This is a genomic window from Rhabdaerophilum sp. SD176, from assembly GCF_030143245.1.
GTDB lineage: Bacteria > Pseudomonadota > Alphaproteobacteria > Rhizobiales > Beijerinckiaceae > Rhabdaerophilum.
This window is the reverse complement of sequence record NZ_JARJNS010000005.1, coordinates 348,688-364,625: the sequence shown is the minus strand read 5'-3', so window position 1 is coordinate 364,625 and position 15,938 is coordinate 348,688. Positions and strand designations below refer to the sequence as shown.

The following is a 15,938-nucleotide window of genomic DNA, read 5'->3' as shown; positions in this document are numbered from 1 at the left end:
TGGAGACGTGACAATGGCCGACATCACCGTAGCGCCGCTGCCCCATATCGCCATCCAGGTCTTCTCGGAGACCGGGCAGGTGGCGGCTGTGGTGGAAGAATCGCGGCATGACCGCCGCATGGCGAAGGCGCAGGTGCGCATCCAGGCGGGCGGCGTTGCCGCCGCCGCGGAAGCCTATCGCGACGCGCCGACCCCGAATGTGATCGTGATCGAGACCGTGACGGACAGCAACACGCTGCTCGACAGCCTCGACGAGCTCGCCGGCTATTGCGACGAAGGCACCCGCGTAATGGTGATCGGCCACGTCAACGACGTGCCGCTCTACCGCGAGTTGATGCGACGCGGGGTCAGCGAATATCTGGTCGCGCCGATCAATGTGCTGGGCTTCGTCACCGCCCTGTCCGAGATCTTCACGACGCCCGGCGCCAAGCCGATCGGGCGGACCATCGCCATCGTCGGGGCCAAGGGCGGCATCGGTGCCTCCACCATCGCCCATAACCTCGCCTACACGATCGCCACCGATCTCGAGGTCGAATCGGTGATTGTCGACCTCGACCTGCCCTTCGGGACTGCCGGCCTCGACTTCAACCAGGACCCGCCGCAGGGCGTGATGGAAGCGGCGTTCGACCCGAGCCGCGTCGATCCGAACATGATCGAGCGCCTGCTCTCCCGCGTGGTGCCCAATCTCAGCCTGATGGCGGCGCCCTCCAATCTCGAACGGATTTATGATTTCGGCCCGGATACGTTCGATCCGCTGGCGGATGCCCTGCGCCAGACGGTTCCGGCCATCGTGTTCGACGTGCCGCATGTCTGGACGGGCTGGAGCCGGACGGTGCTTGCGCGGGCAGACGAGATCGTCGTCGTTGCGGCACCGGACCTTGCCAACCTGCGCAACGCCAAGAACCTGATCGACACACTGACGCTGGCGCGCCCGCAGGATCCCAAGCCGAAGCTGGTGCTCAACCAGGTCGGCATGCCGAAAAAGCCCGAAATCGCCGCGGCGGAATTCGCCAAAGCGCTGGACTGCCCACCCTTGGCAATGATCGGGTTCGATACCGCCCTGTTCGGCTTGGCCAACAATAACGGCCAGATGATCGCCGAGCTGCAGCCGAAATCGAAGGCGCGCGATGCCTTGCTGGACATGGCCAAGGCCTTGATGGGCCGTCAGGAAGCGGTGCGGAACAAGAAGTCGCTCCTTTCCGGCCTGCGCGAAAGGCTCAACGGCCTTTCGGGCAAGACGAAAGCGGCCTGACGGGCAGCAAGCGAGGTCGGAATGTTCGGAAAACGGACAAATATCACGCCAGGAACGCCGGCTGCGGCTCCAAAGCCGGCAGCGAGCATTGCAGCACCTGCGCCGGAAATCCGACGCGAGGAACCGCGGCCGACCGCTTCGGCCGCGCCGCTCGCTGCCATCCGCAAGCCCACCCCTCCGCCGGTCCAGGCCGCGCCGCAGCGCTCCGATCAGTATTACCAGACCAAGAGCATGATCTTCGGCGCAATGATCGAATCGATCGATCTGTCGCAGCTGGCCAAGCTCGATTCGGCCAGCGCCCGGGACGAGCTGCGGGACGTCATCACCGAGATCCTGGCGCTGAAGAACGTCGCGATGTCCATCGCCGAGCAGGAGGATATGCTCGATGACATCTGCAACGACGTGCTCGGCTTCGGCCCGCTTGAACCGTTGCTCGCCCGGGACGATATCGCCGATATCATGGTCAACGGGGCCGACCGCACCTTCATTGAAGTCAGCGGCAAGATCCAGCTGACGAATATCCGCTTCCGCGACAATGCCCAGCTGATGAATATCTGCCAGCGCATCGTCAGCCAGGTCGGCCGCCGTGTCGATGAATCCTCGCCGATCTGCGACGCGCGCCTGCTCGACGGTTCCCGCGTCAACGTAATCGCCCCGCCGCTGGCGATCGACGGCGCTGCGCTGACCATCCGCAAGTTCAAGAAGGACAAGCTGACGCTCGAGCAGCTGACGAAATTCGGCTCGATCTCGCCCGAAGGCGCCGAGGTGCTGAAAATCATCGGCCGGGTCCGCTGCAACACCGTGATTTCCGGCGGCACCGGCTCCGGCAAGACGACCCTTCTGAACTGCCTGACCCGCTATATCGACGAGGACGAGCGCATCATCACCTGCGAGGACGCGGCAGAACTCCAGCTCCAGCAGCCGCATGTCGTGCGCCTTGAGACGCGCCCGCCCAACCTCGAGGGCCAGGGCGCTGTCACGATGCGCGACCTCGTCAAGAACTGCCTCCGCATGCGGCCGGAACGGATCATCGTCGGCGAAGTGCGCGGGCCGGAAGTGTTCGACCTGCTTCAGGCCATGAATACCGGCCATGACGGTTCGATGGGCACGATCCACGCCAACAGCCCGCGCGAATGCCTCGCCCGCATGGAAGCGATGATCGCGATGGGCGGCTATTCCCTGCCGCCGAAAACTGTCCGCGAGATGATCACCTCGTCGGTGGACATCATTGTGCAGGCGCAGCGCCTGCGCGACGGCTCGCGCCGCATCACGCACATTACCGAGGTGATGGGGATGGAAGGCGACGTGATTGTCACGCAGGATCTGTTCATCTTCGACATCGAAGGCGAAGATGCGAATGGCCGGGTGCTCGGCAAGCACAAATCGACCGGGATCGGCCGGCCGCGCATGTGGGAACGCGCGCGGTATTACGGCGATGACAAGCGCCTCGCCGCGGCACTGGATGCTGCCGAGGTCAAGGACGAGCGGGTGGCCTGAGCATGGATATCAACCAGCTCCTCGTGGCCATTCTCGCCTTCGTTGCTGTCGGCGGGCTGGGCGTTGCCTTCCTCGAACCCCTGCTCTCGGGCGCGAACCGCGCCGAGAAGCGGCAGGCAGCGCTTGTTGATCCGCGGGCTCGGCGCAAGGCCGTGGAGGAAGCCGGCAACCGCCGCAAGCAGATCGCCGATACGCTGAAGGAACTCGAACAGCGCCAAAAGGCCCAGAAGCTGACCTTCGAACAGCGCTGCGAGCAGGCCGGAGTCGAGTGGACCAAGAAAACCTTCATCCTGATCTCGATCGGCTGCGCCATCGGGCTCGGGCTGGTTGTGCTTCTGATCACCAAGCAGCCGATCCTTGCCGCGGGGGCCATGTTCGTCGGCGGATTCGGTCTGCCGCGCTGGATGCTGACGCGCATGGCGAAGAAGCGGCAGAAGCTCTTCATGGAGGAGTTTCCGAATGCCATCGACGCGATCGTTCGCGGGATCCGGTCAGGCCTGCCGCTGAATGATTGCCTTCGCCTGATCGCACTCGAGGCGAAGGAACCTCTCAAGGGCGAGTTCCGCGGCGTCGTCGAGGCGCAGGCCATGGGCGTTTCCATCGCCGACGGGATCATGAAGATCTTCGAGCGGATTCCGCTGGCCGAAGTCAATTTCTTCGGCATCGTCATCCAGATCCAGGCCAAGTCGGGCGGCAATCTTGGCGAGATCCTGTCCAACCTGTCCCGCGTCATCCGGGACCGGAAGAAGCTGCGCGAAAAGGTCGATGCGATGAGCACGGAGGCCAAGGCCTCGGCCTCGATCATCGGCGCGCTGCCGTTCCTCGTCGGGTTCCTCGTCTATATGGGCAACCCCGCCTATATCGAACTTCTCTGGACCACCAAGGCCGGGCAGATCGGCCTGGGCGCCTGCTTCGTCATCATGGGCTTCGGGATCATGGTGATGAAAAAAATGATCAATTTCGACATCTAGGGATCAGGTGACATGCTCGACACGCTCACCAACCCGTCCTTCATCGCCTCGGTCCTGACGGCCATTGCCGTCTCGGCGACCGTGATCACCCTCGGCCTGCCGCTTCTCGAGCGCAACGAGATGCGGGACAAGATGAATGCCGTCGCCCTCGAGCGCGACCGGATTCGCGCGCGCGAGCGCGAGCGCCTCAACCAGCAGCAGAAGGCGGGTCCGAAGCCGACGCTCCGGTCGAGCCCCGGGGCCCGCGCCAAGCAGATCGTTGACAAGTTCAACCTCCAGAAATGGCTGAGTTCGGAAACCGCCAGCGAGAAGCTGCTCCGCGCAGGCCTGCGCGGCCCCAAGGCGGAGACGACCTTCCTTGTGGCCCGGCTCTTCGCCCCGATCGGGCTGATCCTGTTCGCGATCTTCTATCTCCTGATCAACAAGGGCTTCGGGCTGCCCGTCGGCGGGCAGATCGGTGCTGTCATTGCGGCGGCCTATCTCGGGATCAAGGCGCCGGAAATCTACCTGTCGAACCTCACCTCGAAACGGCAGGCCTCGATGCGGCGGGCCTTTCCGGATGCGCTCGACCTTCTGCTGATCTGCGTGGAATCCGGCATGTCGATTGAACATGCGTTCCGGAAGGTCTCGACCGAAATCGGCACGGCCTCGGTGCCGATGGCCGAGGAACTGGCGCTGACCACGGCCGAGCTGTCCTACCTGCCTGAGCGCCGGCAGGCCTACGAGAACCTTGCCAAGCGGACAGGGCTCGACAATGTGAAATCGGTCACGACGGTGCTGATCCAGGCCGAACGCTACGGCACGCCGCTCGGGCAGGCGCTACGCGTCCTGGCACAGGAAAGCCGCGACCAGCGCATGACCGCAGCCGAGAAGAAGGCGGCAGCGTTGCCGCCGAAACTGACCGTGCCGATGATCGTGTTCTTCATGCCCGCGCTGTTCATCGTCATCCTCACGCCGGCGCTCATCCAGATCTTCAAGTGGAAGTAAGGCACCCGATCGAAGCGGCAGCGCGGCGTTCCATACAAAAGGCCCGGATTGAAGATCCGGGCCTTTTTGTTTCGGGTGCACCAGTGAACCGGTTCCGCGGCCCCGGTTTGAAAACCTAGCTGCGCGGTTCGTTCTCGGCGGCAGCCGGATCCTGCCCGCGGATCTTGCCACTCAGGCCGAACAGGCCGCCTGCCTTCGGGCGGATCGCTCCCTGGGCGGGCGGTGCCGTCAGCGCAGGATTGATGGCCGGAACATTCTGCGCGACCGGCGGAGCCGGCCGGGCCGGCGCTGCATTGGCTTGCGGAGCCGGATTGGTGAGAGCGACCGGCATGGCGGCTGCCGGAGCGGCGGCTTGCGGCTGACCCGCTTTCGGGCGGGCAGGCGCCGGCGCGGCGGGCCGTGCAGCAGCCGGCGTGCCGGTGCGCAATTGCTGCGCCAGCGCCAGATTCGCCTGGATGCGCGGATCCGGATTGGGCCGGTTGACAGCGCGGCGGAGAACCTCTTCCGCCTGGTCCAGCTCGCGCGTGAGCACATAGGACAGGCCGAGATTGTTGAGGATGGACGGTTCGTCCGGTGCGATCTTCAGCGCGCGCTGGTAGAAGTCACGGGCCCGCTGATGCTGGCCCTGCTGGTCGGCGATTGACCCCATGGTGGAGAGCACGCGCCAGTTCGGGCGGTCCTCGGTATGCGCCTGCGCGAGAACCCCGCTGGCCTCGTCCAGCCGCCCGATATCGGCCAAAGCCTTCCCATAGGCCGCCGCAACCTCCTGGTCGCCGACATTGGTGACGGATGCCCGCTGCAACACCGCAACCGCCTGCTGATGCTGGCCGTTGGCGCGCAGGGCGCCGGCATATTCAAGCGATGTCTTCTTGTCGCCGGGCCGGGAATCATAGCGGCGGGCCAGGCTGGCCAGCGCCGAGGGAGAAAGTGCAGCGTTCGCCCCCGCTGGCGAACCGGTATCGTTCAGGGAGCCGGTGAAGGAATCAAGGCGCGCGGAACATCCGCCAAGCAGCAGGGCGGCCAGCACGAAAGGCGCGAGGCGGGTGCCCGCACGCGGATCCGGCACCGCAGGGAAGGGCAACGGGAGCTTCATCATCGGCAATCCTGACCTCGCATCTGCGGCCGGTTTCGGACACGGGCCGTTCTCCGGATCCGGCAATCGGCGGCCCTTGTTGTGAAAAAGGAATAACTCGTTAACCCTAATCAGATGTTAACTTCGCCCCGTCTCGTCTGATTCAAGGGTCCGCCATGCCTGCCAAAGCCTCGAAAGCCACCCCGATCCTGCTTGTTGCCGAGGAGGCGTGGAAAGAGATCGCCGCCGGGCTATCCGCGCCCGCGCGGCGCTTCGCCGAGACCCACGGCTTCGAGGGCAGGAGCGGAAAGGTGCTTCCCGTGCCCGATGCCGAAGGGCGGATCGAGGCGGTGCTTTTCGGAACCGGCAAGGATTCCGGCCTTTCCGAGAACCCCTTCCTGGCCGGCAAGTTGCCGGCCGAGCTGCCAGGCGGCCGGTATCGCCTCGAAGGCGTGCTCGCCCGCCCCGATCTCGTGGCGCTCGCCTTCCGGCTCGGTGGCTACCGGTTCGACCGCTTCAAGGAAATCGAACGCCCTGCGGCAAGCCTCGAGCTGCCGAAAGGAGTCGAGGCGGGGATGCTGGATGCTCTCGCGGACGGGGTGATCCTCGGCCGGGACCTGATCAACCGGCCGGCCAACGATCTCGGCACCGGCGAGTTGGCAGAAGCCGCGAAAGCCCTGGCGGCACGGCACGGGGCCAAGCTGCGCGAGATTACCGGCGATGCGCTCCTGAAAAAGGGCTTCCCGCTGATTCACGCCGTCGGGCGTGCCGCCGCCAACCCGCCACGCCTCGTCGATATCCGCTGGGGCGATCCTGCGGATCCGGCCGTGACGCTGGTGGGCAAGGGTGTGATCTTCGATACCGGGGGGCTCAACCTCAAGCCCGACAATTCCATGCTTCTGATGAAGAAGGATATGGGCGGCGCGGCCACGGCACTCGCGGCGGCCTCGATCCTGATGGCATTGAAGGCGAAGATCCGGCTGCGCGTGCTGCTGCCCATGGTCGAGAACGCAGTGGCCGGCAATGCTTTCCGCCCGGGCGACATCCTGCGGTCGCGCAAGGGACTGACGGTCGAAATCGGCAATACCGATGCCGAGGGGCGCTTGATCCTCGCCGATGCCCTGGCGCTGGCCGACGAGGACAAGCCAGACCTGCTGATCGACTATGCGACGCTGACCGGCGCGGCCCGGGTCGCGCTGGGGCCAGACCTGCCACCCTTCTATACCGATGACGAAGCCCTCGCCGGGCAGATCGCCGCAGCCGGCACACGCTCGAGTGACCCTGTCTGGCGGCTGCCGCTCTGGAAGCCTTATTCCTCGATGATCGAGTCGAAATCGGCCGATATCAACAATGCCGGGGTCGGCGGCTTCGCCGGCTCCGTGACGGCCGCGCTGTTCCTCAAGCGCTTCGTCACCGAGACGAAATCCTACGCCCATTTCGACATCTATGGCTGGGTCCCCAGTGCGAAGCCCGGACGCCCCGAAGGCGGTGAACCGCAGGCCGCACGGCTGACTGCAGACCTGGTCCTGTCCCGGTTCGGGCGCCGCTGAGGAGCAGGACTCAACTTTGCCCAGGAAAGATGATACGGATGTGAAACGATCGGGAATGGCGGAGCAGATCCGTCTTGCGCAGGGGAACGGCCGGGATGAGCGTCAGGTTGCGGCCGATCCAGGCGCTTCGCCTCTGGCAGGAGGTCGGGCTCAGCATGGTCCGGCGCAATGCCGTCGACCTGACCCAGCGCCAGATGGTCATCCTGCTGACAATCTATCTCGAGCCGCCGCCCCATACCGTGCGCGGACTGGCCGCCAAGCTGGGTGTGACCAAGCCAGTGATCACGCGGGCGCTGGATGCGATGGGCGAACTCGATCTTGTCTCCCGCCGGCGCGACCCGGCCGACCGCCGGAATGTGATCATCCAGCGCACGGTCCGCGGTTCGCTGTTCCTCGACGAATTCAGCGATCGGGTGGTCGAAGCCGCCGTCGCGCTTGCCCCGTGATGCCGTGATGACCCTGCCAAGCCCCCCCGTTCCATTCGATCCGCGCATGACACCGCTCCGCGATGGCGTCGCTGCCCTGCACCTCGAAGGGCAGGTGGAGGCCGGGCGCTTTGTGGCATCCGAGCCCTGCCGGATCCGGGCCTTCACGGTGCCGCTGCGCCGGATGCCTGACCCATCCGGGCCTTATGACACCGAATTGCTGCATGGCGAGGCATTCGACCTTTACGGGCAGACCGGCGAATGGGGCTGGGGCCAGGCGCGGCGTGACGGATATGTCGGCTACCTGCCCCTTGCGGCGATTGCCCCGGCCGGGCCAGAACCGACGCATCGCGTCCGGGATCTCCGGGCCTTCGTCTATCCCGGGCCGAGCATCAAGGCCACGCCTTCGGGGCATCTGCCCCTCGGCGCGGAATGTACCGTGCTGGATTTGGATGGACGCTTCGCCCGGATCGAGACCGGCTATATCTTCGCGGACCATCTCGGTCCGCTCGATGCCCTCGAAACGGATCCCGTCAGCGTTGCCGAGCGCCTGATCGGCATCCCCTATCTCTGGGGCGGCAAGTCAAGCCTCGGGCTGGACTGCTCCGCCCTTGTGCAGACGGCCTGCCAGGCCTGTGGCATTCCGGCCCTGCGCGACAGCGACATGCAGGAACAAAGCCTTGGCCAGGCGATCAACATCCCGGATGAGCCGGGTCTTTACGAACGCGGCGACCTGCTGTTCTGGCCCGGCCACGTCGCCTTTGCGCAGGGCGAAGGGCGGCTGTTGCATGCGACCGGCGCGTTCATGAAAGTCGTCAGCGAGCCGCTCGACACAGCCCTCGCGCGCATCGCCGGGCAGGGCCATCTGCTCCGGACGGTTCGCCGACTCTCCAAACCGTGATCGGACAACACCAACGCGCTCTTTACCCCGGCCGGATTCGTGCCCACACTGTGTTCCTACAGGATGGAGGTGCGCATGCGGGCTGGTTTCGCGTCGTGGATCCCGGCACTCGGCTGGCCGGGGAAACTCCTTCCGGTGCTTCTGTTGCTCGGCTGGACCAGCCTCTCCAGCGCCCAGAGCCAGGACCGGATCGAATGGCCGGTCACCGGCACCGAGGTGGATGTCGCCCTCGTCCTCGCGGTTGATATTTCCTACTCGATGGATCTCGAGGAGCTGGCTTTGCAGCGTGAAGGCTATATCGCCGCGCTGACCTCGCCCGTCGTCCTCGAGGCGATCCGGAAGGGGATGATCGGGCGAATCGGCGTGACCTATATCGAATGGGCAGGTCTCGCGACCCGCAACGTCATTGTCGACTGGAAGATCATCGATTCCGAAGTCAGCGCACGGGTCGTTGCGGCGGAGATCGCCGCAGCGCCGGTTCGTCGGGCGCGGCGGACCTCGATCACCGGGGCGATCGATTTCTCGATGGACCGGCTGCAGGAAGCCCCTTTGCGCCCGCTGCGCCGGGTCATCGATATTTCGGGCGATGGACCGAATAACGAAGGTGGCCTCGTATCCCGCTCACGGGACCGGGCGGTGGCGAATGGCGTGGTCATCAACGGGCTGCCGATCCAGATCAAGCGGGCCAGCAACTCGAATTTCGACATCGAGGGCCTCGACGTATACTACGCGGATTGTGTGATCGGCGGCCCGGGCTCCTTCCTCGTGACCATCGAGGACAAGGACCAGTTCCGCGATGCGATCCGGACCAAGATCCTGCGCGAAGTGGCGCAGAGCACCCTGTCCGATGCCGGCCCGGCCCGGCCGGGCCGGGCGGATTGCACCGTGGGCGAGCGGCAATGGCGCCAGTACTGGGAGCGGAACTGAGCCTTCAGGTCCCGCGCGGTTTGGCGCGGGTGGTCGGCGCAGCGCTGGCCGGATCCTCTGGCCAGACATGGCGCGGATAGCGCCCGCGCATCTCGGTGCGGACATCGGCCCATGAGCCTTTCCAGAAGCCCGGCAGGTCACGCGTGATCTGGATCGGCCGATGGGCCGGCGAGAGCAATTCCAAGGTCAGAGGCAGCTTGCCATTGGCGATGGAGGGATGCGCGGCAAGGCCGAACAGCTCCTGCACCCGGATGGAGAGACTCGGGGCGAGGTCGCCATCATACCGGATCGGATGGGCCTGCCCGGTCGGCGCCACGAAATGCGTGGGCGCCGAAGCATCCAGAGCCTGCCGGCGGCCATAGGGCAGCAGGGCGTCGAGCGCCTCGCCCAGAAGGGCGGCATCAATATCGCCAAGGCTGCGGGCACGGCCGAGGAAGGGTTCAAGCCATTCCGCAATCGTGGCTCCGAGACCGGCATCGGAGAGATCAGGCCAGAGATCCGGTTCGGCCTGCCGAAGAAAGCCGACCCGGTCGCGCAGCTGGTCCTGCGCCTTGCTCCAGCCCAGCCGGTCGATGCCCCGCCGGGCGGCCGCTGCCGCCAGAGCCGCTGCCGCTTCGGGGCCCGGCTCGACAGGGAGCACACGCGATTCGAGCGCGAGGCCGAACAGGCGTGTTACCGCCCGGCGGCGCAGCGCCCCGCTCGCCTCATCCAGCGTGACCTGATCGACCGTCTCGATCCTTGCGCCAAAAAGGGTTCCGATCTTCGCCCGCGTGATCGCGGCTGCCGCCGTGATCCGCGCCTGTGCCGCACGCCCAGTGAGATCGGCCACCACGAGATAGTCGGCGCGGGCCATCGGATCGGCCGGATCGACGCTCGCCTGCCGGCCATTGGCGAGGCCGAACAGGCCGTTGCCACGGGCCTTGGCGATACGGTCCGGGAAGGCCAGAGCGAGCAGCATGCCCGGCGTGAGGGGCAATTCGCCCCCGATTGGCGCTGCATTTTCGGGCAGGTGGCGAAGCCAGCGCTCGGCCATCTCCATCACGGCGCGGGCGCGGGGAGATCGATCCGCTGGCAGGCGGCGCAGCCGCTCGGCGAGGTCAATGCCGGCACCCCCGACGCCACGCTCGCCGAGCAGGGCGGCCATCCGCGCCGCTTCCTGCCCTGCGCCACGGGCGGCACCCTCGATCACCAGGCTGGCCAGCCGGGGCGAGAGAGGCAGCTGCCGCAGCAAGCGCCCCTGCGGCGTAATCGCGCCCGAACCATCCAACGCGCCAAGGGCCTGCAATTGCCGCTCGGCCTCGGTCCGCGCGCCTTTGGGCGGTGGATCGAGCCAGCGCAGGGAATCCGGTTCAGCGCCCCAATCGGCCACGGCCAGCCGCAGACCGGAGAGATCGGCGTCGAGAATCTCCGGCCGGTCAAAGGGCAGCAGGCCTTGGTCCTGCGCGGCATCCCAGAGCCGGATGGCGATGCCCGGCTCGGTTCGCCCCGCGCGGCCCCGGCGCTGATCGGCGGCGGCGCGGCTGATGCGGATCGTCTCCAGGCGCGCGATGCCAAGATCGGGCTCGTAGCGCGGGGCCCGGCGGAGCCCGCTATCGACCACCACGCGCACGCCCTCGATGGTGATCGAGGTTTCGGCAATCGAGGTGGCGAGCACCACCTTGCGACGCCCGGCAGCGGCCGGCTTGATGGCGGCATCCTGCTGCGCCGGCTCCAGCGTGCCATGCAACGGGCAGAGATCGACATCTGCCGGCAGGGCCGCCTCGGCGAGGCGCTGGCGAACGCCCTCGATCTCGCCCTGCCCCGGAAGGAAGGCGAGTATCGAGCCCCGCTCGGTGGCGAGCGCCACCCGGATCGCTGCGGCTACCTGGTCTTCGATGCGCCGGTCCGCCTCGCGGCCGCGATAGATTGTCTCGACCGGATAGGCCCGGCCGTCGGAGCTGATGACCGGCGCGCCGTCAAGGAAAAGCCGGATGCGCTGGTCATCCAGCGTGGCGGACATGACGAGCAGGCGCAGATCCGGGCGCAAGGCGGCCTGGGCATCGAGTGCGAAAGCGAGGCCAAGGTCGGAATCGAGCGAGCGCTCGTGGAACTCGTCGAAAAGGACAGCGGCAATACCCTCCAGAGAGGGATCGTCGAGGATCATCCGCGTGAAAACGCCCTCGGTCACCACGAGAATGCGCGTCTCGCGGGAGGACCGGCTTTCCAGCCTTGTGCGCAGGCCGACCCGCTTGCCCAGCGGCTCGCCCAGTTGCTGAGCCATGCGGGTGGCAGCACCACGGGCGGCGATCCGACGAGGTTCGAGGACGAGGATGGTGCCGCCGGCGGTCCAGGCCTCGTCCATCAGGGCGAGCGGGACGCGCGTCGTCTTGCCGGCGCCCGGCGGGGCAACGAGGATCGCGCAGGATGCCCCGGAAAGGGCAGCCCGGATCTCCGGCAGCACCTCGTCAATGGGAAGTGCGTGGTCAACCGGCAGGGCCGATCCGGGCTGGCTCACCCGCGGCCCACCGAGACATAGTCGAAGCCCTTGGCCCGCATCTCGTCCGGCCGGTAGATGTTGCGCAGGTCGACGATCAGCGGTGCCTTCATCGCAGCGCGGATGCGGCCGAGATCGAGCGCGCGGAACTGGTCCCACTCGGTCACGATCACGAGGATGTCGGCCCCCTCGGCGCAGTCATAGGCATTCTCGGCATAGTCGATGCCGGCCAGGACCTGACGGGCCTGTTCCATGCTCTCGGGATCATAGGCGCGGATCGCAGCACCGGCCGCCTGCAGCTTGCCGACGATCTCGATCGACGGCGCGTCGCGCATGTCGTCGGTGTTGGGCTTGAAGGCGAGGCCCAGCATCGCCACGCGCTTGCCCTTCACATCGCCGCCCGCCGCCGCGATGACCTTGTCGGCCATGGCGCGCTTGCGCTCGTCATTGACGCGGGCCACCGTCTCGACGATCCGGGTCGGCGCGCCAGCCTCCTGCGCGGTGCGGATCAGCGCCAGCGTGTCCTTCGGGAAGCAGGAGCCGCCATAGCCCGGGCCGGCATGCAGGAATTTCGAGCCGATGCGGTTATCGAGCCCGATGCCGCGCGCGACTTCCTGCACATTCGCCCCGACCTTCTCGCAGAGATCCGCCATCTCGTTGATGAAGGTGATCTTGGTGGCGAGGAAGGCATTGGCGGCGTATTTGATCAGCTCGGAGGTGCGCCTGCCGGTGAAGAGGATCGGCGACTGGTTGAGATAGAGCGGGCGGTAGACCTCGTTCATCACCGCCTTGGCGCGCTCGTCCTCCAGCCCGATCACGATGCGGTCAGGACGCTTGAAATCGCCGATCGCCGCGCCTTCGCGCAGGAATTCCGGGTTCGAGACCACCGTGATATCGGCATCGGGCCGGCGCTCGCGGATGATGCGCTCGACCTCGTCGCCCGTCCCGACCGGCACGGTCGACTTGGTGACGATCACGGTGAAGCCGGCCAGCGCATCCGCGATCTCGCGGGCGGCATCGAAGACATAGGTCAGGTCGGCATGGCCATCCCCGCGCCGCGAGGGCGTGCCCACCGCGATGAACACCGCCTCGGCCTCCTGGACCGCTCGGGTCAGGTCAGTCGCGAAGAAGAGATGCCCGTCACGGACATTCTTCGCCACGAGCTGCTCCAGCCCGGGCTCGAAGATCGGCATGATGCCGTCCTTCAAGGCCGCGATCTTGCCGGCATCCTTGTCGATGCAGGTCACGACATGGCCGAAATCCGCGAGGCATGCGCCCGAGACAAGCCCGACATAGCCCGAGCCGATCATGGCAATCTTCATGGGAGAGGTCCCCGTGCGCCGAAAGAGTGCCTTTCCCTAGAGCATGGCACGCCCGGTTGGAAACCGGTTTTTGGCCGGCCCCGCAAAAACCCACATGTCCTGCGTGGCCGGGGGGCTAGCCCCCGACGCCGAATGCCGCCAGCGTCGCCATATTGACGAGATCGGAATCCTTGGCGTTGATCGGTACGATCTGCACCGCCCGGTCGAACCCGACCAGAAGTGGGCCGATCACGGTCGATCCGCCGAGTTCCTGCAGCATCTTCGTGGCGATGGCCGCCGAGTGGAAAGCCGGCATGACCAGCACATTGGCCGGACCCGACAGGCGGCAGAACGGATAGGCCGACATGATCTCGGGATTGAGCGCGACATCGGCCCCCATCTCGCCGTCATATTCGAAATCGACCCGCTGTTTGTCGAGGAGCTTCACCGCCTCGCGCACCCGTTCCGACCGCTCGGCGCCGGGATTGCCGAAGGTCGAGAAGGCGAGCAGGGCAACGCGCGGCTGGTAGCCGAGGCGCCGGGCGGCGCCGGCCGCCTCGATGGCGATGCCAGCCAGTTCCTCTGCCGTCGGCATCTCATGGACAGCCGTATCCGCCACGACAACCGTGCGGCCGCGCGCAAGGACCAGGCTCATCCCGATGGCGGTATGGCCAGGCTTGACGTCGATCACCTTGCGGATATCCGCGAGGGCGGCGGAATAGTTCCGGGTCACGCCGGTGATCATCGCGTCGGCATCGCCGAGCGCGACCATCGAAGCCGCAAAATGGTTGCGGTCATTGTTGATCAGGCGCTGGCAATCCCGGAAGAGATAGCCTTCGCGCTGCAGGCGTTCGTAGAGGAACTGCGCGTAGCTCGAATTGCGCGTCGAAACGCGGGCATTGTGGATCTCGATGCCGGGCTTCAACTCGATGCCGGCGCTTTCCGCCGCCGCCTTCACGCGCTCCTCGCGCCCAACGAGGACGGCCGTACCCAGCCCCTGCGTGACGAAGCTGACCGCCGCGCGGATGACCGGCTCCTCTTCACCTTCGGCAAAGACCACGCGCTTCTGGCGTCGCCGAACCTGTTCGAACACACGCGAGAGGACGCCGGCAACGGGGTCTCGCCGGGCGGACAGGGAGAGCTCGTAGGCTTCGAGGCTCTTGAGCGGCTTGCGCGCCACGCCGGTTTCCATTGCGGCCTGAGCGACGGCACCGGAGACGCGGGCCATCAGCCGGGGATCGAATGGGACGGGAATGATGTATTCGCGCCCGAAACGAGGCCGGGAGCCGGCATAGGCAGCGGCCACCTCGTCCGGCACGTCCTCGCGCGCGAGAACCGCGAGGGCGCGGGCGGCGGCGATCTTCATTTCCATGTTGATCGTGGTGGCCTGAACATCGAGCGCGCCCCGGAAGAGATAGGGGAAGCCCAGCACGTTGTTGACCTGGTTCGGATAATCCGAACGGCCTGTCGCCATGATCGCGTCATCGCGGATCTCGGCCACTTCCTCCGGCGTGATTTCCGGATCGGGATTGGCCATGGCGAAGATGATCGGGTTCGGGGCCATCGAGGCCACCATGTCTCGCGTCAATGCGCCCTTCTGCGACAGGCCGAAAAAGGCATCCGCGCCGGCCAACGCATCGGCCAGGCTCCGCCGGTCCGTCTTGACGGCATGGGCGGATTTCCACTGGTTCATGCCTTCCTTGCGGCCCTGGTAGATCACGCCCTTGGTATCGCAGAGCATGACATTGTCCGGCCTGAACCCCATGGCCTTCAGCAACTCGACGCAGGCAATGCCGGCCGCGCCCGCTCCATTGACCACGAGCCGCGTGGAATGGATGTCCCGCTCCGTCAGTTCCAGCGCATTGAGCAGGCCGGCCGCGGCGATGATCGCGGTGCCATGCTGGTCATCGTGAAAGACGGGAATGTCCATCAGTTCCTTGAGCCGTTGCTCGATGATGAAGCATTCGGGCGCCTTGATATCCTCGAGATTGATGCCCCCGAAGGACGGGCCGAGATAGCGCACGGCATTGATGAAGGCGTCCGGATCCTCGGTATCGACCTCGAGATCGATCGAATCGATATCGGCGAAGCGCTTGAAGAGGACGGCCTTGCCTTCCATAACCGGCTTGGAGGCCAGCGCACCAAGATTGCCGAGGCCGAGAATCGCCGTGCCGTTCGAGATCACGGCGACCATGTTGCCGCGCGCGGTATAATCGAAGGCCGTGGCCGGGTTCTCCGCGATCGCCTTGACCGGAACCGCCACGCCCGGGGAATAGGCCAGCGAAAGATCACGCTGGGTTGCCATCGGCTTGGTGGGGACAACCTCCAGTTTTCCCGGCTTGCCGCGGGAATGGAAGTCCAACGCTTCCTGGTCGGTAAAGGTGGGACGCGAACGGCTTTTCTTGTCTTTTTGGGTCGGCATCGGAACAATCTTGCAAATTTTGCGGCGCGGTGAGACGAAAATTGCTCCATCGAGCAAGGCGCAGACGACCCTAGGTGTGTTGTCCCCAATGCTCAACCCGCATTCTGACCAAAAGCGAGCGTCAACCGTCGAAATCTGCCGGACCCCGTGCTAGGTCACA

The 15,938-nt window shown here is 66.0% G+C and carries 12 protein-coding genes; 8 read left to right on the top strand and 4 right to left on the bottom strand.

The annotated features are described in order from the left end of the window. The first annotated feature begins 13 nt into the window (after positions 1-13). From P0652_RS13970 to P0652_RS13955, 4 genes are read left to right on the top strand one after another with little or no spacing between them, the layout of a single operon-like run. The gene (locus P0652_RS13970; RefSeq protein WP_284179436.1) at positions 14-1,252 is read left to right on the top strand and encodes a CpaE/TadZ family protein; all 1,239 of its coding nucleotides are present in this window, start codon (positions 14-16) and stop codon (positions 1,250-1,252) included. A gap of 21 nt (positions 1,253-1,273) precedes the next feature. After that, positions 1,274-2,749, top strand: a complete 1,476-nt coding sequence (locus tag P0652_RS13965) for a TadA family conjugal transfer-associated ATPase (protein WP_284179435.1) — start codon at positions 1,274-1,276, stop codon at positions 2,747-2,749. A gap of 2 nt (positions 2,750-2,751) precedes the next feature. Continuing rightward, positions 2,752-3,720, top strand: coding sequence for a type II secretion system F family protein (locus tag P0652_RS13960; RefSeq protein WP_284179434.1), 969 nt, complete (start codon positions 2,752-2,754; stop codon positions 3,718-3,720). A gap of 12 nt (positions 3,721-3,732) precedes the next feature. Then, on the top strand, positions 3,733-4,707 hold the full coding sequence (locus P0652_RS13955) for a type II secretion system F family protein (protein ID WP_284179433.1): 975 nt from the start codon (positions 3,733-3,735) through the stop codon (positions 4,705-4,707). Positions 4,708-4,822: 115 nt separating this feature from the next. On the opposite strand, the gene P0652_RS13950 is transcribed toward P0652_RS13955, so the two are convergent. Then, entirely contained in the window at positions 4,823-5,803 is a 981-nt protein-coding gene (locus P0652_RS13950; protein WP_284179432.1) for a tetratricopeptide repeat protein, read from the bottom strand. A 152-nt stretch (positions 5,804-5,955) separates the two neighbouring features. Between P0652_RS13950 and P0652_RS13945 the strand changes: the two genes are divergently transcribed. The 4 genes from P0652_RS13945 (at position 5,956) to P0652_RS13930 (ending at position 9,582) form a co-directional block, all read left to right on the top strand. After that, positions 5,956-7,329, top strand: coding sequence for a leucyl aminopeptidase family protein (locus P0652_RS13945; protein ID WP_284179431.1), 1,374 nt, complete (start codon positions 5,956-5,958; stop codon positions 7,327-7,329). A 95-nt stretch (positions 7,330-7,424) separates the two neighbouring features. After that, positions 7,425-7,775, top strand: a complete 351-nt coding sequence (locus P0652_RS13940) for a MarR family transcriptional regulator (RefSeq protein WP_284179430.1) — start codon at positions 7,425-7,427, stop codon at positions 7,773-7,775. Positions 7,776-7,821: 46 nt separating this feature from the next. Beyond that, on the top strand, positions 7,822-8,655 hold the full coding sequence (locus P0652_RS13935; RefSeq protein WP_284179429.1) for a C40 family peptidase: 834 nt from the start codon (positions 7,822-7,824) through the stop codon (positions 8,653-8,655). 75 nt (positions 8,656-8,730) lie between these two features. Continuing rightward, positions 8,731-9,582, top strand: a complete 852-nt coding sequence (locus tag P0652_RS13930) for a DUF1194 domain-containing protein (protein WP_284179428.1) — start codon at positions 8,731-8,733, stop codon at positions 9,580-9,582. A gap of 4 nt (positions 9,583-9,586) precedes the next feature. On the opposite strand, the gene hrpB is transcribed toward P0652_RS13930, so the two are convergent. The 3 genes from hrpB to P0652_RS13915 all read right to left on the bottom strand — a co-directional run bounded on the left by hrpB (position 9,587) and on the right by P0652_RS13915 (position 15,778). Continuing rightward, entirely contained in the window at positions 9,587-12,076 is a 2,490-nt protein-coding gene (gene hrpB / locus P0652_RS13925) for an ATP-dependent helicase HrpB (protein WP_284179427.1), read from the bottom strand. After that, positions 12,073-13,377, bottom strand: coding sequence for a UDP-glucose dehydrogenase family protein (locus P0652_RS13920; protein ID WP_284179426.1), 1,305 nt, complete (start codon positions 13,375-13,377; stop codon positions 12,073-12,075). Before P0652_RS13920 ends, hrpB begins: the two co-directional genes overlap by 4 nt. A gap of 115 nt (positions 13,378-13,492) precedes the next feature. Further along, positions 13,493-15,778 (bottom strand): NADP-dependent malic enzyme, encoded by a 2,286-nt coding sequence (locus P0652_RS13915; RefSeq protein WP_284179425.1) that lies wholly within the window; start codon positions 15,776-15,778, stop codon positions 13,493-13,495. Between the last annotated feature and the right edge of the window lie 160 nt (positions 15,779-15,938).

Excerpts from the sequence above, each read along its gene's own strand:
- P0652_RS13970 (WP_284179436.1), top strand. The coding sequence starts at position 14 with ATGGCCGACATCACCGTAGCGCCGCTGCCCCATATCGCCATCCAGGTC.
- P0652_RS13965 (WP_284179435.1), top strand. The coding sequence starts at position 1,274 with ATGTTCGGAAAACGGACAAATATCACGCCAGGAACGCCGGCTGCGGCT.
- P0652_RS13960 (WP_284179434.1), top strand. The coding sequence starts at position 2,752 with ATGGATATCAACCAGCTCCTCGTGGCCATTCTCGCCTTCGTTGCTGTC.
- P0652_RS13955 (WP_284179433.1), top strand. The coding sequence starts at position 3,733 with ATGCTCGACACGCTCACCAACCCGTCCTTCATCGCCTCGGTCCTGACG.
- P0652_RS13950 (WP_284179432.1), bottom strand. The coding sequence starts at position 5,803 with ATGATGAAGCTCCCGTTGCCCTTCCCTGCGGTGCCGGATCCGCGTGCG.
- P0652_RS13945 (WP_284179431.1), top strand. The coding sequence starts at position 5,956 with ATGCCTGCCAAAGCCTCGAAAGCCACCCCGATCCTGCTTGTTGCCGAG.
- P0652_RS13940 (WP_284179430.1), top strand. The coding sequence starts at position 7,425 with ATGAGCGTCAGGTTGCGGCCGATCCAGGCGCTTCGCCTCTGGCAGGAG.
- P0652_RS13935 (WP_284179429.1), top strand. The coding sequence starts at position 7,822 with ATGACACCGCTCCGCGATGGCGTCGCTGCCCTGCACCTCGAAGGGCAG.
- P0652_RS13930 (WP_284179428.1), top strand. The coding sequence starts at position 8,731 with ATGCGGGCTGGTTTCGCGTCGTGGATCCCGGCACTCGGCTGGCCGGGG.
- P0652_RS13920 (WP_284179426.1), bottom strand. The coding sequence starts at position 13,377 with ATGAAGATTGCCATGATCGGCTCGGGCTATGTCGGGCTTGTCTCGGGC.
- P0652_RS13915 (WP_284179425.1), bottom strand. The coding sequence starts at position 15,778 with ATGCCGACCCAAAAAGACAAGAAAAGCCGTTCGCGTCCCACCTTTACC.